Below are 17792 nucleotides of genomic sequence, written 5' to 3'. Positions count from 1 at the left end.
ACTATCCACAAACGCAACGGTGCCAGCATTGTTGATCGACGGAGTCGAGAGCCCAAGCCCTCCGAAAGCGTCGGACGTGGCTACGGTTGTAATATTGTAAGTGCCGGCGTGGACGGTGTCTGAAGTGCCAAATAGTGCGGCGGCCGGAACGAGTGCGAGCGTTAAGAAGTTGAGTGTGCGCATGAGATCTCAGGGTTGAGTGTGAGTGTAGAGACGATGCTCCTTTTTGGCCGGTGCGCAAGGGCACTGGAGAACGCGCCGCTAGTGTTCGCCGGCTGACAGATACCGTGGCATGAAGGCGCTCGCCAGCAGGCACGGTAGAAAGAGAGGATTAGCTCATTAGCTGCGAATTAGTGGAGAATGCCGAGCCTGTAATGGGCAATTGCGATAGCCTCGCGCTGTGAGGTCAGTCGCATTTGGCTACCCCTTCAATCCGCGAACTGCTGAAAGCGAACAGGATTTAAACGAAAAACTGCAAAAAAACGCGCCGCCTACCGAGAGCGCGCATGATGGACGCCCGTTCGGAAACACGGCAAATTCTCCCCAGGCGCAAAATCGAAAAACCGAACACAAAATTACGCAACTTGCTTTCTCGCAAGTATTTGTCGATCGCAATTGAAACGTGCTGGGTGCGACTCCATACTGGTCTCGCATCGCCACCGGAGCCACGCCCGTGCAAACCTCGCCGCAATTTACGATCGCCGAGTTGGACGAACTTGTCCTGGCGGCGCGCGACGGCTGCAAAGTCGCAAGGGCCAGCCTGCTGAAGTTGCTTTCGGAGTGCCTGTGGGCCGACATGCACAGTCGACAGACGATGCGCCCGCCGGGGCCGTCACACGGCCTGTCCGACCTGGTCCAGGACACCCTGACCGCCGTTGCTGAGAAATTTTCGCGATTCAACCGCGGTACATTTGCGGAGTTTAAGCAGTGGTCGTTTCTGATCCTGCATCGGCGACGCAAACAGTGGATTCGCAATTATCTGCACCGCAATGACGCGGCCCGCCGCGAGCAAATCGGCTGGTTGCTGCGCGATCGATTGGCCCGGCATGGTGAATCGGTTAGTGACGTACTCCAAAGGAGACAAGAAGCCCACCGCGCACAATCGATATTCGAGGGACTCGACGTCAACGAGCAGTTCGTGATTCGGCTGCGCGCCGTCGAGGATCGCCGCTTTGTGGAAATCGGTCGTTTGACGGAACGGAGCGAGGACGCGGCGCGGGTCGCCTACCGTCGAGCAATACGCCGACTTAAGGAGTTGTTTGAAGCCGATGACCAGAATTGACTCCAACCGCGCGGCCGATCCATCGATCGACCCACTCGGGTCGAGCCTGTCGGACGCCCTGGCGTCGGGCGATGGTTCGGAATCGTACGCGCTGATGATATGGCTCACGCGCCTACGTCAGGAACGCGTCATGGGACGCGCGAATGCGGTCGATCTGAACCTTGAGACGACGCGGCGGATCGGGCATTTCGAACTGGAATCGCTGTTGGGGAGTGGCGCGTATGGAGCGGTGTTCCGCGCACTCGACACACGGTTAGGCCGCCGCGTAGCGCTCAAGGTGGCCTGGCCAGGCGTTTTAATGGACCCGGTATTGAGCAAACGTTTCGTCAAAGAGCCCAAAACCGTTGCTTTGCTGAGCCATCCGGGCATCGTGGAAGTGTACGAGACCGGGAACCTGGAGCTCGCCTGGTTCATGGTCTTGGAGCTGATCGATGGGCCAACTCTGGAGCAATGGTTGGCAAAGCAGCAACGCGTGCCGCCGCCTGTCGCGGCGTCTATGATGCGCGACGTGGCCCTGGCCGTGGATTACGCGCATTCGCATGGCGTGGTCCATCGCGACTTGAAGCCAAGCAATGTCTTGCTGCGTCCTAGTGTCGGCGCCGACGAATCGGTGTTAATGCCGGTTGTCACGGATTTTGGTCTGGCGCACTGGCCAGCAAACGGAGAGGCGTCAGCATTGACCGCCACGTGCGTTGTTTTGGGAACCGATCACTACATGTCGCCCGAGCAGGCTGCCGGGCAGAACAGTGAGGTAGGCCCCGCCTCGGACGTCTTTTCATTGGGCGTCATCCTGTACGAAATGATTAACGGTCGACGGCCTTTCGATGGCAAGACTTCAGAGGAGGTGCGTGGCCAAATTCGTGAGAGTGAACCGGAGTCGCTCCGGCGGCGAGTCAATAATGTCCCGCGCGATCTGGAAACGGTAGTTTTCAAGTGCCTGGAAAAATCACCCGGTGATCGATATGCGAGCGCTAGCGCGCTGGCCGCTGATTTGGGACGGTTTCTCCGCGGTGAGCCAATACATGCCCGGCCTGCATCGATACTACAACGAGCCGTGAAGTTCGCGTGGCGCAGGCCGGCGTTCGCTGCATTGGCGGGCACAATTGTCTGTGGATTATTACTGCTTTCCCTCGTTGCCGGCGCGTGGCTGAGCGATCGACAGTCGGCAACTGCGCGAATCTCGGCCGCCGAAACCGCCAAAGTCGTCGCTGAGGACACCGAACGGCAACGCGCATACGTGGCCAGCATTCAACGCGCTGCCGAGGCGCATCGCAACGGCAAGCGACGAGAACTGATTGAGCATCTTGAACGATCGCAACAATTGTCCGAGGCGATGTCTCGCAATGGCATTGAAGGTCGGTGGTTGCGGGCAGCGGTACATGAGGATTTGCACACGCTGGCAGTTTCGGAGGACAGCGTTCGCAGCGTCAGATTTTCGCCTCGTGATTCGATCCTGGTATCCGTGGAAGTAGACGGACGAATCGCAATATGGGACACGGCTACATGGACACTACAGCGCGAAATGCGCCGCGGTGGTTACTTCATCACGTCGGAGGCGGAGTTCTCTGTGGACGGTTCATTACTAGCGATAGGGTTCGGCGACGGTCGAGTCGTGGTTTACAGGATGGATGACCACGTGATTCTTTTCGACGAGCGAGTTCTTGATGGCCGCGTGCGTGCGCTGGCTTGGGTTGGTGAATCCCGGCGGCTGGCCGTTGGAGGGGACGGGGCGAAAGTGTGGATCGTCGATCTTGATTCGGCCGAGCGCCGAGCGACCGAAACTCTTGAGACGCCATCGCCCGGTTATCCTGCCCTTCTTAATGTGTCGTCTCTGGAATATGTCGCGGAGCGGGGCGCGTTGTTGGCGTGCGGGCCACCGGGTGATGTGTATTGGATCGACGTGGAATCGTGCAGGCACACGCGCACTGCGGGGCAGGGTGGCAGTGGAATGGCGCGGCATCTACCGATCGCTCCGGGACATGTCGTGGACAAGAGGAGCGCCGAAAAGTCGTCGTCTCTGTATATCTACCAGATTGATGACGTAAAACGGCAACTTGATATTTCCTGTACCGACGTTCCTAATGCAATTCGATTCTGCCAGAAATCGGGCACGTTGGCCGTCGGCCTTCGTGATGGAGTCGTTGAAATCCTCGAACTAGGTGCCCTCGCGCCCGATCGTCAGATGGCGCGACGAAGAACGCTCGGACACTCGGGCCGAGTGAACTCGCTCGATTTTTCCCCAGACGGGCAGTTACTCGCCTCCGCCGGCAGCGACGGACAAGTGAGAATTTGGCCAGCTGGCAATGCACACTCCCACGACATTCCATTCCTTGAGCCAGTAAGATTTACAAGCTTTTCGCCGTGCGGCCAATGGTTCGTGGCACTGGATGGTCCGGTTCGCGGCAGTGGAAGAGTCACCATGTTTGATGCCCGTACTTTCACACAACTGTGGCAAATTGAAAGCGAGCTTCATACACACCTCTACCCAGACTATTTTTTCCGTGACGGCGCATTGCCATTGGCGTTCACACCGGACGGGCAAGAGATCGCGCTTTACGAGGGCAATTCCACAATCCGAACGCGCGCACCGTCGGACGGACGAGTGATCAAGGAATATCCGCAACTCTTGGGAAGTCTGCCTATGATCCGGTACTCGCCGGACGGCAAGACAATGCTTGCGTACCGTTCACTACGTGAGCTCAGACTTGTCGACCACAACGCGCGGGCGATCACTGGCGAGTTATTGGCCGACAGTCTAGATGAGCGGCGAAGCTTGCACGGTATGTTCCGCACCAAGCATGGCGATCTATGGCTTGACATGGACTCTGACCGTGCCTGCGCTTTGCGCGCCACTTTCGATGGGCCGCCCTTGTTCATATTGCGGGGCGTAACTGAAGCGATTTGCACGGCGTGCGCGTCATCCGACGGTCGCTATATCGCCGTGGGAGCGGACGATCGGGTGGCCTATGTATGGGATTTGGATGATATCGGTCCTCCGATCAAGTGCGTTGGGCATACCGGCGCCGTTGTCGACTTGTGCTTTGCACCAGATAGCACAACTATTCTCAGCCATAGCATGGATAATACGGTACGGTTTTGGGACTTACGCACCGGCGCAGAGCTGTTATGCATAGGTGACGAACAAATTCGAGTTGTTTCCATGGCGCTGATCCCAAGCGGAGAGACCTTGGTCCTTGGCATCGAGCAGAATGGGCGGTACGGGTTGCGAATCCACCGTCTCGAAGCGGCTCGCCCCGCCAAGAGCGTTTTAAGTACGATATCTACACCTTGATGCGGAGATGCTGCCCATTTCCGATAGCTGACACGGCAACACATGGATGCCAACATTTAAGCTCTTACTTGCTTGGTTAGGGCATTCTGGCTGAGCCCATCTGCATTGCGTGACGACTGCAAGTGCGAATTATTTGCAGCATTCGCACCAGTGACAAATAAAGGGAATTATTTGCTGCAAAGGTGCCACCGTGATTGCGCAGTATTCGCTTGCGCTGAGATGCAGTCCGTAGTAGCCTCATAGAGTGAAACAAGATGGAGGTGCTATGGAGAAGGTCACAGAAAAGGTCAACGTAACCTGTCGACTGAGCGCAGAAGACGTTGCCTTCCTCGATAAGCTTGCGGAAGCAAAAGACCGCGACCGGAGTTATCTGATTAAGCAGGCGGTGTCGGAATACATCGCCTTACAGCGTTGGCAGGTCGAAGAGATCGAGCGCGCGCTTGCGGAAGCCGACGCCGACAAGTTCGCAACGGATAAAGACGTCCGGGCAATGTTCAACGAATTCCGCTGATGCGTCTTCGCTGGATAGCAAGTGGTCGCGCAACTCTACTCTCGTCTCTGCGTCGAATCCGCGACGATAATCCGGCAGTCGCCAATGACCTGGCGCGGCGCATCGATGTGGCCGTGCAGCGTCTTGAGGCGTTCCCGCATTCCGGCCGGATAGGCACGGTGCCGATCACGCGCGAGCTGGTGATTCCGGGCTTACCCTTCATTGTCGTCTATCGCGTGACGGACGCGGAAGTCCAGATACTGCGCGTATTTCACGACAAGCGAGAGCGCCTATGACCGAGAAGAATGAGCGAGAATGGCAAAAAGCTTCCCGCACAGGTCACACGGCGACGAAGCCGCCGACGGACACTTGAGCGCCGTCTATGCAGAAAGCTTTTGAGAATGCCCTGATAGTTGCTGCAGACAGAACTGCTACGGCGAACGTGCCAAAGATGATCGCGGATGCCGGGGCAGCCGCGCAATTTGCCTGGGAAGAGTTCTTTATTGGCCGGATTCGCAATGCGTACACGCGTCGCGCGTATTTGCATGCGGTCCGTGACTTCTTACGGTGGGTCGAGTGCCGCCAGGTCGATCTCGTGCGGATTACTCCGGGCATGGTCGGACAGTATTTCGACGAGCTGGCGATGAGTGTGCCCAGCAAGAAGTTGTATCTGTCGGGGATCCGGGCGTTCCTTAATGTGCTGGTGGAACGTCACGTCATTGTGCTCAATCCGGCCTTATCCGTACGCATGGAACGTTTCTCAGCCATTGAAGGGCGGACGCCAGAGATCACCGTCGACCAGGCCCGCCGGTTACTTACATCGATCAAGATTAAGTCCGTCGTCGACCTGCGCGATCGCGCCCTGATTGGTATGCTCATCTATACCGCTGCGCGCGCCGGCGCCGTGGCTAAGCTTCGCATCAAGGATTTTGCCGATGAAGGTACGCAATTCGTCCTGAGATTCGCTGAGAAAGGAGGCAAAGCCCGCTCCATCCCCGTACGCTCCGATCTCCAAGAGTTTTTACAATCCTACATAGCGGCGGCCGCATTGCCGGATCAGCCCAAAGATGCACCACTGTTTCGGACGTCCGGCGGGCGGAGGGGGATACTATCCGAGCGCCCAATTAGCGGCGTGGATATCTGCCGACTGGTGAAGCGGCGACTAAAGGCTGCGGGCTTACCGACAATCATGTCGCCGCACTCGTTCCGATCGTGCGCCGCCACGGACTTGCTGCTGCAAGGAGTGGCACTTGAAGACGTGCAATATCTGCTCGGCCACAGCGACAGCCGTGTCACCAAGCTCTATGACCGCCGGCAAAAACAGGTGACCAGGAACATCGTGGAACGGATTTCGGTGTAAAGTCCCCAGGATTGCCGAGCGGCATGGTGCCGAAAGGAGCGTTCACTATGATTGACTTTGTGCCTGCTCAGGAATTGCCCGGGTACGTGATCGAGAGATTACCGGACGACTATTTACTCACGACCAAGGATGTCGCCTGGCTAGAAGTATGCGCTGCATTCGTCAGAGGCCCCTTGACGCCCGCATCGGCGCTGCAAGCGGTGCAGGACGCGGTGGCGCAGTATGGCGACTCACTGCACATTGATCCCTTTGAGCTATTGATCGACTCCGGAATTTGCGATTCCTCTTTGAATCTGTTGGTGGGTGAATAGCTAATCCACGTCAGCGGGACCGTCCTCTTCATATATGGACCTAGACACGCGCCGCCGAGAGCAAGCCGAGACGCTTGCCCTTCGCTTTCGGCAAGCTCTCCATGATCCTGACTTAGCGTTCCAGGTCCTGCCGCAGTTGGACCACGAGGCGTCACTGCTTGGCATCCACTTTCTTCCTACGCTTACCCCACTACTTGATGATCATGATTGCGCAATGCAAATCTGTGCCGCGGTGCTCACGATCAACATTCTGCGATCCGTGTCTCTGAATGCTGGGCCGGCGCAGGAGTGGACAGCCCGCGCTGCTGCCGTCTTGAGTGCCGCAATAATAACCGGCAACGTGAACGCGCGCTTCCACGCGTGCTCTGCTCTCGTTGGACTCGACAGCATACCGACCGAGGTCATTCCCGCTTTGGAGTTGCTCCTGGAAAAGGGCAACGAGAGCGAACAGGTAATGGCCGCTTCCGCACTTACGACTACCGATAGATTTCCTCCGGATCGTATTCCGATCCTGATGGCCAGTCTAAAATCGCGTACTCCTGATCACGCGCTGGTTTTTGTGGCGCAGGCTGTATTACGACTGGGTGTCAGGAAGACGGACGTTTTACCCGAGGTCAGGCAAATCATACGTGGCTCTGACGCCGAAATGCGATTGTTGATGGCCGAGGCTGTTGGACGACTCGGAGTCGCGGCGGCCCCGTTGCAGGACGATGTCGCGTTTCTGGCCACCGACGAGCGTGAACGCCTATCCGTTCGGCGTTATGCAGCGAAAAGCCTAGGTCTCGTCTCGCGTGGCAGCTCCCGTTGGATAAGCACGCTTCTCGTCTTAACGGAGTCTGCGAACTGGCAACTGGTGCACGGAGCAGTCGACGGACTCCATGCGCTTGGCGAGTTCCCCGTCTCAGTCATTCAGCGGCTGGAGCTTCTCCTGCTGGATCACGAAGAACCGATGAGAGGAACCGCCGCCTATGGCCTCATGCTAGCGGGGCCAAAGGCCGAACGCGCTGTTTCGGCCATCGTTGCCAGGCTCGGTCACGAGGAAAGCATTGGTGTTTGCGATAATCTCTGCGCCGCGCTGTCCCACATCGGTGCGGCCGCTGTTCTCCCCTTGGTGGAAGTACTCCGCACCGGCAACATGCGAACGCACTCTTTCGCCTTGGGCGCTTTGCTCAATATGGATAACGAGTTGCTTCCTTTCGTCACGCGGACATTGCTGAGCGATCGTGATGCGCTTGTGCGGGGTACAGGTATTGAACTTATTCGAAATCTTGGATCCCGGAGCGGGAACGCGGTTTCTATATTGGCGGAAATGCTCGATGCGGCCGAGGATGGCTCCTCGGCAGAACAGTTGATCATGGCGATTGCCGAATGTGGTGTGTTCATGCGTGACGGAGCCATGTCGCTGATACGGCGATTGTCTACAAAAAGCGACAGAATGGCCGAGCTCGCTGGCCGGGCGCTTATGCACGGCGGCAAAAGCTTGCTGCCGTTTCTAGCAGATTCACTTCAAGACGCGACGGGAGTCACTCGGGAGCGAATCGCCCGTATCATTGCGGCCGTCATGTCGCCACAAACGGCATTTGCCAAGTTGAACGCGACAGACCGCATCACACTAGAGACTTTTTTGATCGTGGGCGGCATACTACGCGGTCGTGGGCCGACAGGATCACGGGAGCTCGAATCGCTGTTCAGAGAACACTTAGAGACCACCGGACGCAGCCAAACGAAACTCAAGGCCAAAGCGCGCATGTTGTTGATCCGTATAGCGAACCTTGAGAAGGCTCTGGGGTGTGTTCTGATTGGCCGCGGGAAGAACAGCAAAGGCGGCCTCACGGATGAGGGAGTCGCATGGCTGTGGCTGATCGAGGAGTTCTTCAAATAATCGCCTGGCGCCTACGATGGTCAAGTGATGCTTGACGACACGGCCGTTGTGTGGCATTGAACGGTTGTCGAGGAGGCAACCGTCTGTCTGATGCACACCAGAGACCGCCCTTGGCGGTCGATCTCAGTTCAATTCGACTGCCGAGCGATCGCATCACATTCGGCCAGATGCGGGCAAGCCAGCCTGAAGTGTTTCGCCGAGAAAGGTTGCTGACGGAAAGGGCGTCGGAAGTCGATGTGTGCAGCATCTTTATGCTGGAAGAGTGCCTGGCTCAGAGGGCCTACGCGGCAGCGATCGGTCAACAGCCACCACACTTTCCGGCTCTGGCCGATCACCGCGAGATGATCGAAATGCTGGATGATGCCTACCGAGAGTATGGGCTCAGTGGAGGCCTCGAAGAAACCAAGCAGTTCGTGCGGGGTATCGAAATAGCCGCCGTCGCGCAAGCCAAGAAGGCGATTGGTAAATCTCGCTAGCCACGACCGGCCTTCCCGGTCCTCTAAGGCACCCCAGTTACTGGCACGCCCCTGCCTGCGACTGCGCACTTGTTGCGCATTTTACGTTCTCTGGTTTCCTCCCAAAAATGCGATTCCCGCAAAGCAAACGCATGCGGCGCGGGAATCCGTAAGCCAGAGATGAATTCTTGGCAGGCAAGTTTCGCAGGTTGGCGGGCTTCCGGTTCAGAAGCCCGCTGGATAGGGAACAGAAGTCGTTTTGATTTGAGCGGACCTTGGGACATTCGGTTTTGGAATCCATAGGAGCATGGAGATGGGCGCACGGAAAAATGACAAATCGGCATCCAATCAGGGTCGGGGCCGGCATAGTCGATCGCAGTTTGAACATGTCGAGAGCCTCGGACCCGAGGCTTGGCGATACATCAAGGTACTGATTCTGTACCACGAAGTCGGCGTGGCGTTCAAAAACGGTGCACGCTCTTTAGCAGATGTTGTTGGAATGCTTACGACGCGCAATTTGAGTGGGACAGACAGGCTCATGCTTCCTTGCTCGCCTTCATCAATAACGCGGCAGTGCAAAGTGGCAAAGCATTTCTTTGGAGCGTTATTTGGTTGCAGCGGTCCCGCTCCCCTCTTTCTTGATAATGGCCAAGGCAATGCGATCCAGGGATTAAGCGACATGGGCATGCGTGCGTGGTCTATGACACATACCTATCTCGTTGCTGCAGGAATTGTTCCAGAGACTCCTTAGCAAGGGGAACCACCACCGTTTCACAATACGCGCGCAGGCGGTGAGAGAGACGTCGTCGATAGTGTAACGGAAACGCGAGGCAGAGTTTGATGCGAGCTCCGCTCTCACAGACGCGCGGAATTATTGACGAGCTGGGAATTTCCAAGGCCGTGAAGTGTCCAAAAAGAGGAGAACTCCAATGCTTCCAGAAAATTTAGTTCTCGACAGATCGACCAGTCCAAAAAACTTCGACGAGCTAATGGAGGAGTTGGCGACGACTTATTGCGTCCGGCATGAGCAGACAACTTTGGAAATGATTCGGCTGTCCGCCGACGGGACGGTCCAGACGCCGAGCGGCGCGTTTCAACTGACGCGTGATTTTCTGGAAAGCAGCGCAAATTTTATTGGAATGCCTAAGACGTACGCCTACCGCATTTCCCCGGAGCTCTTTATCGAGAATTTCCGGAGGAGGCAGGCTGAAACGACTGCGCCCATCACCGTATGCAGCATCGGCGACGTTGCGATCGGACTGGTAAATGATCGGCGGTCTCGTTATCGCCCGGCGAACACGATGGTTGTTCTGCGGGAATTGTGGAAAGAGCATCAGTTCGAATTTCGCAGAGCATCTGTGTCCTACGCTGGGGTCGATGTTGAGTTGGTCCGCCCGGGCCTAATGGTCGAACCGGTCGTGGGCGATACCGTGGAAATCGGAATTGCCGTCACGAACAGCGAGAGCGGCGACCGCCAGTTGAAAGCGTCGGCCTATTCTTATCGGCTGGTTTGCACGAATGGCGCAATGATGACCGACGATCTTGGAGTCGCCCGCTGGCCTAGCGATCCCCGCATGACGCCTGCCGGATGTCAAAGGGCGTTTCTACGAGAGGTGACAGCGCTCTGTGGCGAGCTGGCTTCTGTCGGCAAGTTGTACAGGGTGACCTTCGACCGGCCGGTTCCTGATGTGGCGTTCACGAACGTGTGGCGACGCGTTAATTACGTGTTGCCCAGGGGCGGAGATCCCGACGCAGTATTGGGAATATCAGCAGAGGAACGCCGCGGACTCCAGGAAATGGTCCGGCAACGTGACGCGAGCGCACCTCCGGCACTGACGCGCTGGACTGTGTACGAGGTCCACAACCGGCTGACACACGCCGCGCATGGCCAGCCTTTCAAGGTACGGCGCGGGCTGCAAGAGCTGGGAGGTCAATTTCTAAGCTATGCAGCCGAATGGCCGCCATTGCCGTCTGCGAATTGAACTCTGTCTGGCCAGGTTGGGAAAACGGGTTGAGCATTTTGGTGGAACAGAGAAGTTTCAGGAGGTCTGTGCGTTTGTCCGCCGTGGGGCGGAACGACAGTTACGTCAATCAGGTGTTGAAAGGAGATTCACGATGTTTACGTTCTTGATCGCCGTGCTGGTTCAAGCGGCTGCGGACGTGGTTGCCGAGGTAGCTGTAGAGGTTGTCGGTGAAATCATTGCGGGCGGCGGCGCGTGACCCGCATGACCGTCGCGGCTGGGTGATTATTGCCCTCGGCCGCCGAGGGATTTCGTGCGTTAGAAAGCGATCTTTTTGAAAACCCCGGAAAGGAGGCTCGATATGTCTCAGAATCCTTTAGTTGCAATCCTGCAGTGCGTGTGGACAGCGATCGTTTACGTGCTCTTTGTTGGGAGACCCAAGCGTTGAAGAGTCAGTGTGCCGTGCGGCTGCGTCCGGTTCGACGGGCGCAGCCGCATCGTTGAGCAAGGAACTTTTTCATTGGCTAGGTGACACATGACGTTCTTTGGAATGATCAGCGTCCTATTGATTTGCATTACGTGTGGGTTTGTCGCTTTGCTCGTTTTGGCCAGCCTGCCGCACAGTCCGGTGCGCGATCTGCTTCTGCAGCTTGTCGCCTGGCTATTTGCAGGGACGTGTGGTGCCTACGTCTTGTCGCCCGTCGACGTGTTGCCAGAAATCATTTTGGGTCCTTTTGGTCTACCCGATGATTTGTTGGCGCTTTTCATGGGGATAGCGTCGTTAATTACGGCGATCAAAACAGGACGAGAGGCAAGAGCACACGCCCGAGCGCGGCAATGGGCAGCAGAAGAAGTGGCAGCACGGACATCGTCCGGCCAGCAGCAGAGGACGATCACGGTGCGAGGCCGGGCCAGCTAACGTGCCCGCGAATAGCCAAGGGAGACTCGGGATGTTGGCCAGTGCGTTGGCGGTGGTGGGACTTGGCGTCCTTGGCGCAATCGTACTTGGCGCCCGCAAATTGAAAGTATCGCAGATGTCGCCGATCGATCGCAACGAGCAGGCGCTAAAATTTGCGCAACAGCTGTTCCACAGGGAATCGCTCGATCAGCTGACGACTGACGAAGCACGACAAGTCCAGCACCTGATAAAAGAATTCTTCATTTGAGGACAAGTTGGCAAGGGTATTGATAATCCATTCATTTCAGTGTTCTCCATCGAATTTCGGGCGGAAACAATGTTTCGCACCTTTTAGCGGAGGAGAGTCATGACGCTGGGCCCGATCCAACGTATCCCAATAAGCAAGATAAAACGCGGAACGGACATTCGCGACAACGCTGACCCCAGCAGAGCTGCCGGTCTCGTCGCGACGCTGAAAGACGGCCAGCTGATGCCGGTGATCGTCTGGCAGGACGACGACTGGTTCCATCTGGTCGACGGTCACCGCAGATTTGACGCGACGGTATCACTTGGTCTTGAAACGATCGAGGCGCGCGTCCTCGATAAGCCTCCTGGCAACGGGGAGGCGCTGCAAAAGGCGCTTATCTGTAATACACAACGAGAAGCCCTGTCGCCGCTGGCGTTAGCGCGGGCAATAGCTGATCTGATTGAAGCTACCGGTTGGACAGCGGCCGAAGCCGCTACGCTTTCCGTCACCCCGCAGCCCATCGCGGCCACGGGTAGCACGAACATCACCAGTTCGTTCGTTGTTGCCTCAGGTACTTCAACAGCGCCGAAACTGCCCGGCCCCGATGCTTTTAAGCTGGTTTTCCTAAAAAACCTAGGCACCGGGAATTGCGTGATCGCGGCTGACAGCGGCTCTGACATCTACCCCTTGAACAGCGGCACCGGGGCCAGCAGCCTGACCATCGCCACGCTGCATAGCTGCATCCTGGTTTCCGACGGCACACGCTGGCTTCAAATCGCTTAAAGGACCTGACATGCTGCCCGCACTACTCGCCATTTTGCCAGGCCTAGTCGAGGCCGCCGGGACCGCCGGAGCACTAGCCGGAGGCGCGCGAACGTTCGGGACCGGCTTGAAGGCCCTCGCCGGCATGGGCACACGCGCGGCAGTTGCGCAGGGCGCCAAGCAAGGCGTCGCTGAAGCGGAGAGCGCCGGCTTCAAGGACTTCATGACCGGCCTGTTCGATCGCGCTCAGCCCCGCCAGCAGCCCCCACAAATCGCCGGCACACGCTTCGCTGACCAACCGCGTGGCGGACTCAGCCGCCTGGCTCAGTTCGTGGCAAACCCGGCCAGTGCCGTGCGCAGTGCGATGCGGCCTAGCGCGTTCGGTGCGCCGACAGCGCCGCCCGGGCCTGACGATCGGCCACCGGGAGGATTCGCCAAGCTGGCCGCCGGCAACTTTGGGGACCTGCTCGGAGGCAAGGTCGACTACGCCGGCTTGATGCAGGGGGAACGGAACAACCGCGAGCGGAAAGAGGAAGAGGACCGCCTGAAGGACATGAACAGGGCCATGAGCCAGTTGACTGTAGGTGCGCTGGCCGCCGGCGCCGGGTTGAGCAATCTGCCCCGTTCAATGAAGGGCTTCGCCAACCTGCAATTAAACGGCCAAGAGTACCTGAGGCAGTTCAACGGCCGAATCAATGCCGCGTTCGGGCAACTGGATTATCAGCGCGTCCGGGCCTCCCAAGAGGTCGGCCAGCGCACCGAAAACAGCACCGCAGCTTTGGCCGGAGAGATGGGCAAGTTCGAGCGCGAGTTCGCCGAGACACGTGCTGCGGTCGCGTCGGCCGTCAACGTTGTTGCCATCCCGCTGGTCGAAGTGGGCCGGGGCCTGAACTTCATCGCTCGGCCGGTCGTGAAGCTGGTCGGCCTGCTCGAAAAGCTGGTCGGCAAAGATCAGGGCCCGGTCGCTGATTTCCCGCATTTCTTGAACGATCTGCAGCAGGGCCGCTGGTCCGGCATGGGCCGCGACCGGCTGAACCGCGATGGCCTGCCGGTGAACGAGCGACGCGACCAGAACCGAGCCCGGCGTCAGCGGTTGCTTCAGGGCCGGCAGCAACAGCGCCGGAGGAAGTAATGGCCCGCATCCGCCTCGAAGATTTGCCGGACCCCGTAGACGCGCCAACCCTGGCCCGGCTGCTGGGCATCGAAGTCGATCAACTGCTGATGGCCGGACAAAACGAACGGCTCAGAGGCCGTGATGAGTTCCCCCGCCCCCGCCTGTCGTTGATCCTGGGCAAACTGGCCTGGAGCCGGGCCGAGATTCAGACTTACTTCCGGCGGAACCCAGAGGCCCTGGAAAAGGCCATGAACACGATCATCGTGGCGCTCAATAGTGGGCCACGTACCGCGCGACATTCGCCTGCCAGGCCGCCTGTTGCGCATTAGCGAACGAGACCCCCGCCGCATCGTCGGCCGCGACCCCCGCCCGCCTGCGCGCGGCCCGTGCCATGCGGTAGGCCCGCCGTGCCTGTTCCGGGTTGGGCTGCTGTGATCCGCTTGCTTGCTGGCCCGCGTTCATGGCCGCGAGAATGGCCTTGCCCTCTTTGGGCTTCAGTTGCCCGGCCTTCACTTCCCGCCGGATCGCTTCCACGGCCGGGTTGAACTTCCGCACGTCCGGGTGACGACGTGCAAACTCAGCCGCCAGCCGATCATCGGCCCGGGAACCGGCGGAAAGAGCCGCCAGTAGCACCACCAGCAGAACGGCAATTCTCATGGCCGTTTTCCTTCACGCCGTAGCACCGGCGTAGCATTTTGGCTTTCGAGCAAAAGAGGCGAGTTTCAACGCTTGCCGCAAATGCTTGATATGAAAAGCCTTCGGAAATCGGGGCGACAGGATTTGAACCTGCGACCTCTTGACCCCCAGTCAAGCGCGCTAGCCAGGCTGCGCCACGCCCCGTGTGCGTGTGTTTTTGGACAACGTCTGCCGTTTCGCGGCAGCCGTGTCGGGTTCGCGAGTATCCCACATTCGTCGGCTGTTTTCAACGCCGCTGGCACTGGGCCGGAATCAGCCGGCTGTGATGCGGTCGCAGCAGATGGTTTAGCCGCGGGAAAGTCCCTCGCTGCGAACCATCCCTCCTCGCTATCCACCCGCGCGGTTAACCGGCCAGAGCGCGGGACGCGGGGGCTGCTTCGGCCGGGGCGGCAACGTCGGGAAGCTTGATCGTGGCGCCAGGGGGCATGCGGCGTTCTTGCGTGATGCCCCGTTGCGTGCCGACGATGAACTCGTAGAAATGGGCGACGGTGCCCTGGCGGAACTCGCGACCCAGGCGGTCGACAATTTCGTTCCATTTCAGTCCGCTGCGATAGATTAAGCGATAGGCGGACTTGATCTCGGTGATCTCGGCGGTCGTGGCACCATTGCGCCGCAGGCCGATCGTGTTGAGTCCGACAACAAAGTTGCTGGCGCCGTCGATCGTCACAAAGGGCGGGACATCCTTTACGACGCGCGCCTGTCCGCCCACCATCGCCATACGGCCGATGCGGCAGAACTGATGCACGGCCACTCCGCCCGAGACAAAGGCGCGGTCTTCGACCGTGACATGACCGGCCAACATGCAGTTGTTGGCGAAAATCACGTTGTGGCCGATATGGCAATCGTGCGCGACGTGCGAGCAGGCCATCAATAGATTGCTGTTGCCGACGATCGTCAGGTGGCCATCTTCCATAGCACGATGCACGGTCACATTTTCGCGAATTGTATTGCCCGACCCGATGACCGTGCCGCCGGGATGCTCGGGCATGCGCACATGCTGGGGAAGGCCGCCGATCACGGCGCCTTCGAAAACATGATTACTGTCACCGAGAGTCGAACCTTCTTTGATGACGACGTGCGATTCGAGAATGCAGTCGTGCCCGATCGCCACGTTGGCTTCGACGACCGCGAACGGACCGATGGTGACGTTGTGCCCAAGTTTTGCGGAAGGATGGACAACGGCGAGCGGGTGGATCTTCACCTGTGTGAGCCTCGGCAGGGAGAAGGCGCGGCGGAAGCCGGCGGGATACTGGCGACGTGTGATACTGGCGATAGGAACTTGACGGCGGGCGGGACCAAGGGCGAGAAACTGTTTCGACCGTGACGGTAACTCCGTCCACGGTAACATATCGGTTCGTACCGAAGGTCGGTTCAATACCGTGCGAGTCCGCCGCGCCAGGTTCTCGATCTTGCCAGGAACGCCTGACCGATTCGCTCGAGAGGGGTTCGAGGCGCGCGCTACGGCCGTCGCCCGGCAGCCGGAACCTTCCGCGGGAAAGGATAGGAAAAATCAGGCCGACTCTGCGGGGCTGCTATCACCGCATTGCAAGTCCTTCAAAAAGGGGCGGCCCGAACGCTGGCGAGAAAAAAAGAGCATTGCCGTCGACCCGCTCGTGGCGTTTGCCCCATTACAGGGGACGCAGGCGGTAAATCTTTACAGCGTGGAGCCTTCGAACCGGGGCGTGCATGGGTTACACTCGCCGCTAGCAATACGCCCGAGCGTCGCTTTCTTCCAGGGGCGACGATCGTGGATTCAGCACCGAAAATCTTAACTTCTGCGGAGATCAATCGAGTCATGGCAACGAACGAAGAGCTGTATGGCGAGGCCGAGAAACTGAAAGACGCCGGTGACCTGGAAGGGGCGGCCAAGAAGCTCGACGAGCTGATCGCGCAGGATTCGAGTTATGCGTTGGCCCATTCGGCGATGGCCGTCGTTTGCACGCGCCTACGTCGCCACGAGGACGCCGTGAAGCACGCGCTGCGTACCTGCGAACTGGAACCGAACGATGCCTTCAGCTTTACGGCATTGAGCGTGACCTATCAACGCGCCGGCAAAATCCCCGAAGCCGAGGACGCCATGGCCCGCGCCCGGACGATCCAGGGGCATCACCATCACTGACAGTCGTCAATGAGCATTCGAAGCTAGCCGACGTGCAGCCCGCGATCGTCGATCGTGTAGGGAACGATCTCGTCGGTACAGGCACTGCCGCGATGTTTGGCGATGTACAGCGCGCGGCTGAGGCGATTGCCGCTGCGAATCTTACCGAAATAGATGACTGTGTTGGCGTTCGACAACACATCGCCTTCTTCAATCGGTCGGGCGGCCAGTTCCTCGAGCATGACTTCGGGGGATGTATAGAGCAGCAGGCAGCCAATGAGTTTGTTGTCATACGTGGCCGAGGCGATGCGCGCGGAGTTTTCGCGAAAGCGTTCGCGGAACAGATCGCGGGCGACCCATTCGGGATCTTTTCGCAAAACCTGGTGATACACGTACTCGAAAAGATCGAACTGAATCGATTCGCTGGCGCGGCCAACTGGTTCCACGCCGTCGATGACCGTGCGTCGCACCCCGCGCAGGAAGTTACCGTAGAAGAACGCGATCGCGGCCGACAGCTTGCGCGACAACTCGCCTTGCCAATCCTGCCAGGCTTCGAATTCCATGTCGGCGCGCGTGACTCGCCGCCCGTGATACTCGAAGACGCGTAAATAATCGCCCAGGTTGTCGAGTGAATCGAAAAAACGAGTCAGGTCGGGCGCGCGGCTGGCATCGGTTTCGGTCAAGCGCCAGTCGAACATGCGCTGCGCGTAATCGGCATGGTTCTGACTGTCACCGCGCGAGCACATGTCGAAGATGATGCCGCGCCGCTGTTCCTGGGCCTGACCAGCGTTGGCAAACTGCAGGCCGAGTTGCGTTTTGCCAATGCCAGTCGCCCCTGAAGCCACGGTCAGCGTGCCTGGCAGCAACCCGCCGCCGAGAAGTTCGTCCAAACCGGGGACACCGGTAGAAAGTCGTTCAGGGGCGCTCATCGATGCGTGGTCCTT

At 58.6% G+C, this 17792-nt stretch carries 19 protein-coding genes and 1 tRNA gene; 16 read left to right on the top strand and 4 right to left on the bottom strand.

Going from position 1 to position 17792, the window contains the following annotated elements; genetic code table 11:
• The first annotated feature begins 673 nt into the window (after positions 1-673).
• The 15 genes from VGN12_16555 to VGN12_16485 all read left to right on the top strand — a co-directional run bounded on the left by VGN12_16555 (position 674) and on the right by VGN12_16485 (position 14383).
• The gene (locus tag VGN12_16555) at positions 674-1282 is read left to right on the top strand and encodes a sigma-70 family RNA polymerase sigma factor (protein ID HEY4311064.1); all 609 of its coding nucleotides are present in this window, start codon (positions 674-676) and stop codon (positions 1280-1282) included.
• Positions 1269-4574 carry a WD40 repeat domain-containing serine/threonine-protein kinase gene (locus VGN12_16550; GenBank protein ID HEY4311063.1) on the top strand — a complete coding sequence of 1102 codons (3306 nt, stop codon included), beginning with the start codon at positions 1269-1271 and terminating at the stop codon, positions 4572-4574. The genes VGN12_16555 and VGN12_16550 overlap by 14 nt, the downstream gene beginning before the upstream one ends.
• A 265-nt stretch (positions 4575-4839) precedes the next feature.
• Entirely contained in the window at positions 4840-5085 is a 246-nt protein-coding gene (locus tag VGN12_16545) for a ribbon-helix-helix protein, CopG family (protein ID HEY4311062.1), read from the top strand.
• Complete coding sequence (locus VGN12_16540; protein ID HEY4311061.1) at positions 5085-5360, top strand: type II toxin-antitoxin system RelE/ParE family toxin; 276 nt, start codon at positions 5085-5087, stop codon at positions 5358-5360. The genes VGN12_16545 and VGN12_16540 overlap by 1 nt, the downstream gene beginning before the upstream one ends.
• A gap of 155 nt (positions 5361-5515) precedes the next feature.
• Entirely contained in the window at positions 5516-6424 is a 909-nt protein-coding gene (locus tag VGN12_16535) for a tyrosine-type recombinase/integrase (protein ID HEY4311060.1), read from the top strand.
• Positions 6425-6471: 47 nt separating this feature from the next.
• On the top strand, positions 6472-6735 hold the full coding sequence (locus VGN12_16530; protein HEY4311059.1) for a hypothetical protein: 264 nt from the start codon (positions 6472-6474) through the stop codon (positions 6733-6735).
• Between the two features lie 34 nt (positions 6736-6769).
• Positions 6770-8617, top strand: a complete 1848-nt coding sequence (locus VGN12_16525; protein HEY4311058.1) for a hypothetical protein — start codon at positions 6770-6772, stop codon at positions 8615-8617.
• A 110-nt stretch (positions 8618-8727) separates the two neighbouring features.
• Positions 8728-9093 carry a hypothetical protein gene (locus VGN12_16520; GenBank protein HEY4311057.1) on the top strand — a complete coding sequence of 122 codons (366 nt, stop codon included), beginning with the start codon at positions 8728-8730 and terminating at the stop codon, positions 9091-9093.
• A gap of 292 nt (positions 9094-9385) precedes the next feature.
• Positions 9386-9823, top strand: a complete 438-nt coding sequence (locus VGN12_16515; protein HEY4311056.1) for a hypothetical protein — start codon at positions 9386-9388, stop codon at positions 9821-9823.
• 178 nt (positions 9824-10001) lie between these two features.
• On the top strand, positions 10002-11054 hold the full coding sequence (locus VGN12_16510; GenBank protein HEY4311055.1) for a hypothetical protein: 1053 nt from the start codon (positions 10002-10004) through the stop codon (positions 11052-11054).
• 514 nt (positions 11055-11568) lie between these two features.
• Positions 11569-11952: a DUF1232 domain-containing protein gene (locus tag VGN12_16505; protein HEY4311054.1), complete on the top strand. Its 384-nt coding sequence runs from the start codon at positions 11569-11571 to the stop codon at positions 11950-11952.
• 31 nt (positions 11953-11983) lie between these two features.
• Entirely contained in the window at positions 11984-12199 is a 216-nt protein-coding gene (locus tag VGN12_16500) for a hypothetical protein (GenBank protein HEY4311053.1), read from the top strand.
• 99 nt (positions 12200-12298) lie between these two features.
• Positions 12299-12961: a ParB N-terminal domain-containing protein gene (locus tag VGN12_16495; GenBank protein ID HEY4311052.1), complete on the top strand. Its 663-nt coding sequence runs from the start codon at positions 12299-12301 to the stop codon at positions 12959-12961.
• 106 nt (positions 12962-13067) lie between these two features.
• On the top strand, positions 13068-14072 hold the full coding sequence (locus VGN12_16490) for a hypothetical protein (GenBank protein ID HEY4311051.1): 1005 nt from the start codon (positions 13068-13070) through the stop codon (positions 14070-14072).
• Positions 14072-14383, top strand: a complete 312-nt coding sequence (locus VGN12_16485) for a hypothetical protein (protein HEY4311050.1) — start codon at positions 14072-14074, stop codon at positions 14381-14383. The genes VGN12_16490 and VGN12_16485 overlap by 1 nt, the downstream gene beginning before the upstream one ends.
• Here VGN12_16485 and VGN12_16480 read toward each other — a convergent pair.
• The 3 genes from VGN12_16480 to lpxA form a co-directional block, all read right to left on the bottom strand.
• Positions 14325-14711, bottom strand: coding sequence for a hypothetical protein (locus VGN12_16480; protein ID HEY4311049.1), 387 nt, complete (start codon positions 14709-14711; stop codon positions 14325-14327). The two genes, VGN12_16485 and VGN12_16480, sit on opposite strands and share 59 nt — an antisense overlap.
• A 108-nt stretch (positions 14712-14819) precedes the next feature.
• Positions 14820-14894, bottom strand: a tRNA-Pro gene (locus VGN12_16475).
• 199 nt (positions 14895-15093) lie between these two features.
• The gene (gene lpxA / locus VGN12_16470; protein HEY4311048.1) at positions 15094-15951 is read right to left on the bottom strand and encodes an acyl-ACP--UDP-N-acetylglucosamine O-acyltransferase; all 858 of its coding nucleotides are present in this window, start codon (positions 15949-15951) and stop codon (positions 15094-15096) included.
• Positions 15952-16545: 594 nt separating this feature from the next.
• On the opposite strand from lpxA, the gene VGN12_16465 reads away from it, so the two are divergent.
• A complete protein-coding gene (locus tag VGN12_16465; protein ID HEY4311047.1) occupies positions 16546-16869 on the top strand; it encodes a scaffolding protein in 324 nt (107 codons plus the stop codon).
• Between the two features lie 23 nt (positions 16870-16892).
• Here the strand turns inward: VGN12_16465 and VGN12_16460 are convergent, their stop codons facing one another.
• Positions 16893-17777 (bottom strand): ATPase domain-containing protein, encoded by an 885-nt coding sequence (locus VGN12_16460; GenBank protein HEY4311046.1) that lies wholly within the window; start codon positions 17775-17777, stop codon positions 16893-16895.
• Between the last annotated feature and the right edge of the window lie 15 nt (positions 17778-17792).

This window comes from Pirellulales bacterium (assembly GCA_036499395.1).
In the GTDB taxonomy this organism is placed as follows: Bacteria; Planctomycetota; Planctomycetia; order Pirellulales; family JACPPG01; genus JACPPG01.
This window is presented reverse-complemented; position numbering and strand designations above follow the sequence as displayed.

What these genes read in the sequence shown, in the direction of transcription:
- VGN12_16550 (HEY4311063.1), top strand. Translation starts at nt 1,269, where the DNA reads ATGACCAGAATTGACTCCAACCGCGCGGCCGATCCATCGATCGACCCA.
- VGN12_16545 (HEY4311062.1), top strand. Translation starts at nt 4,840, where the DNA reads ATGGAGAAGGTCACAGAAAAGGTCAACGTAACCTGTCGACTGAGCGCA.
- VGN12_16540 (HEY4311061.1), top strand. Translation starts at nt 5,085, where the DNA reads ATGCGTCTTCGCTGGATAGCAAGTGGTCGCGCAACTCTACTCTCGTCT.
- VGN12_16535 (HEY4311060.1), top strand. Translation starts at nt 5,516, where the DNA reads ATGATCGCGGATGCCGGGGCAGCCGCGCAATTTGCCTGGGAAGAGTTC.
- VGN12_16530 (HEY4311059.1), top strand. Translation starts at nt 6,472, where the DNA reads ATGATTGACTTTGTGCCTGCTCAGGAATTGCCCGGGTACGTGATCGAG.
- VGN12_16525 (HEY4311058.1), top strand. Translation starts at nt 6,770, where the DNA reads ATGGACCTAGACACGCGCCGCCGAGAGCAAGCCGAGACGCTTGCCCTT.
- VGN12_16515 (HEY4311056.1), top strand. Translation starts at nt 9,386, where the DNA reads ATGGGCGCACGGAAAAATGACAAATCGGCATCCAATCAGGGTCGGGGC.
- VGN12_16510 (HEY4311055.1), top strand. Translation starts at nt 10,002, where the DNA reads ATGCTTCCAGAAAATTTAGTTCTCGACAGATCGACCAGTCCAAAAAAC.
- VGN12_16505 (HEY4311054.1), top strand. Translation starts at nt 11,569, where the DNA reads ATGACGTTCTTTGGAATGATCAGCGTCCTATTGATTTGCATTACGTGT.
- VGN12_16500 (HEY4311053.1), top strand. Translation starts at nt 11,984, where the DNA reads ATGTTGGCCAGTGCGTTGGCGGTGGTGGGACTTGGCGTCCTTGGCGCA.
- VGN12_16495 (HEY4311052.1), top strand. Translation starts at nt 12,299, where the DNA reads ATGACGCTGGGCCCGATCCAACGTATCCCAATAAGCAAGATAAAACGC.
- VGN12_16485 (HEY4311050.1), top strand. Translation starts at nt 14,072, where the DNA reads ATGGCCCGCATCCGCCTCGAAGATTTGCCGGACCCCGTAGACGCGCCA.
- VGN12_16480 (HEY4311049.1), bottom strand. Translation starts at nt 14,711, where the DNA reads ATGAGAATTGCCGTTCTGCTGGTGGTGCTACTGGCGGCTCTTTCCGCC.
- VGN12_16465 (HEY4311047.1), top strand. Translation starts at nt 16,546, where the DNA reads ATGGCAACGAACGAAGAGCTGTATGGCGAGGCCGAGAAACTGAAAGAC.
- VGN12_16460 (HEY4311046.1), bottom strand. Translation starts at nt 17,777, where the DNA reads ATGAGCGCCCCTGAACGACTTTCTACCGGTGTCCCCGGTTTGGACGAA.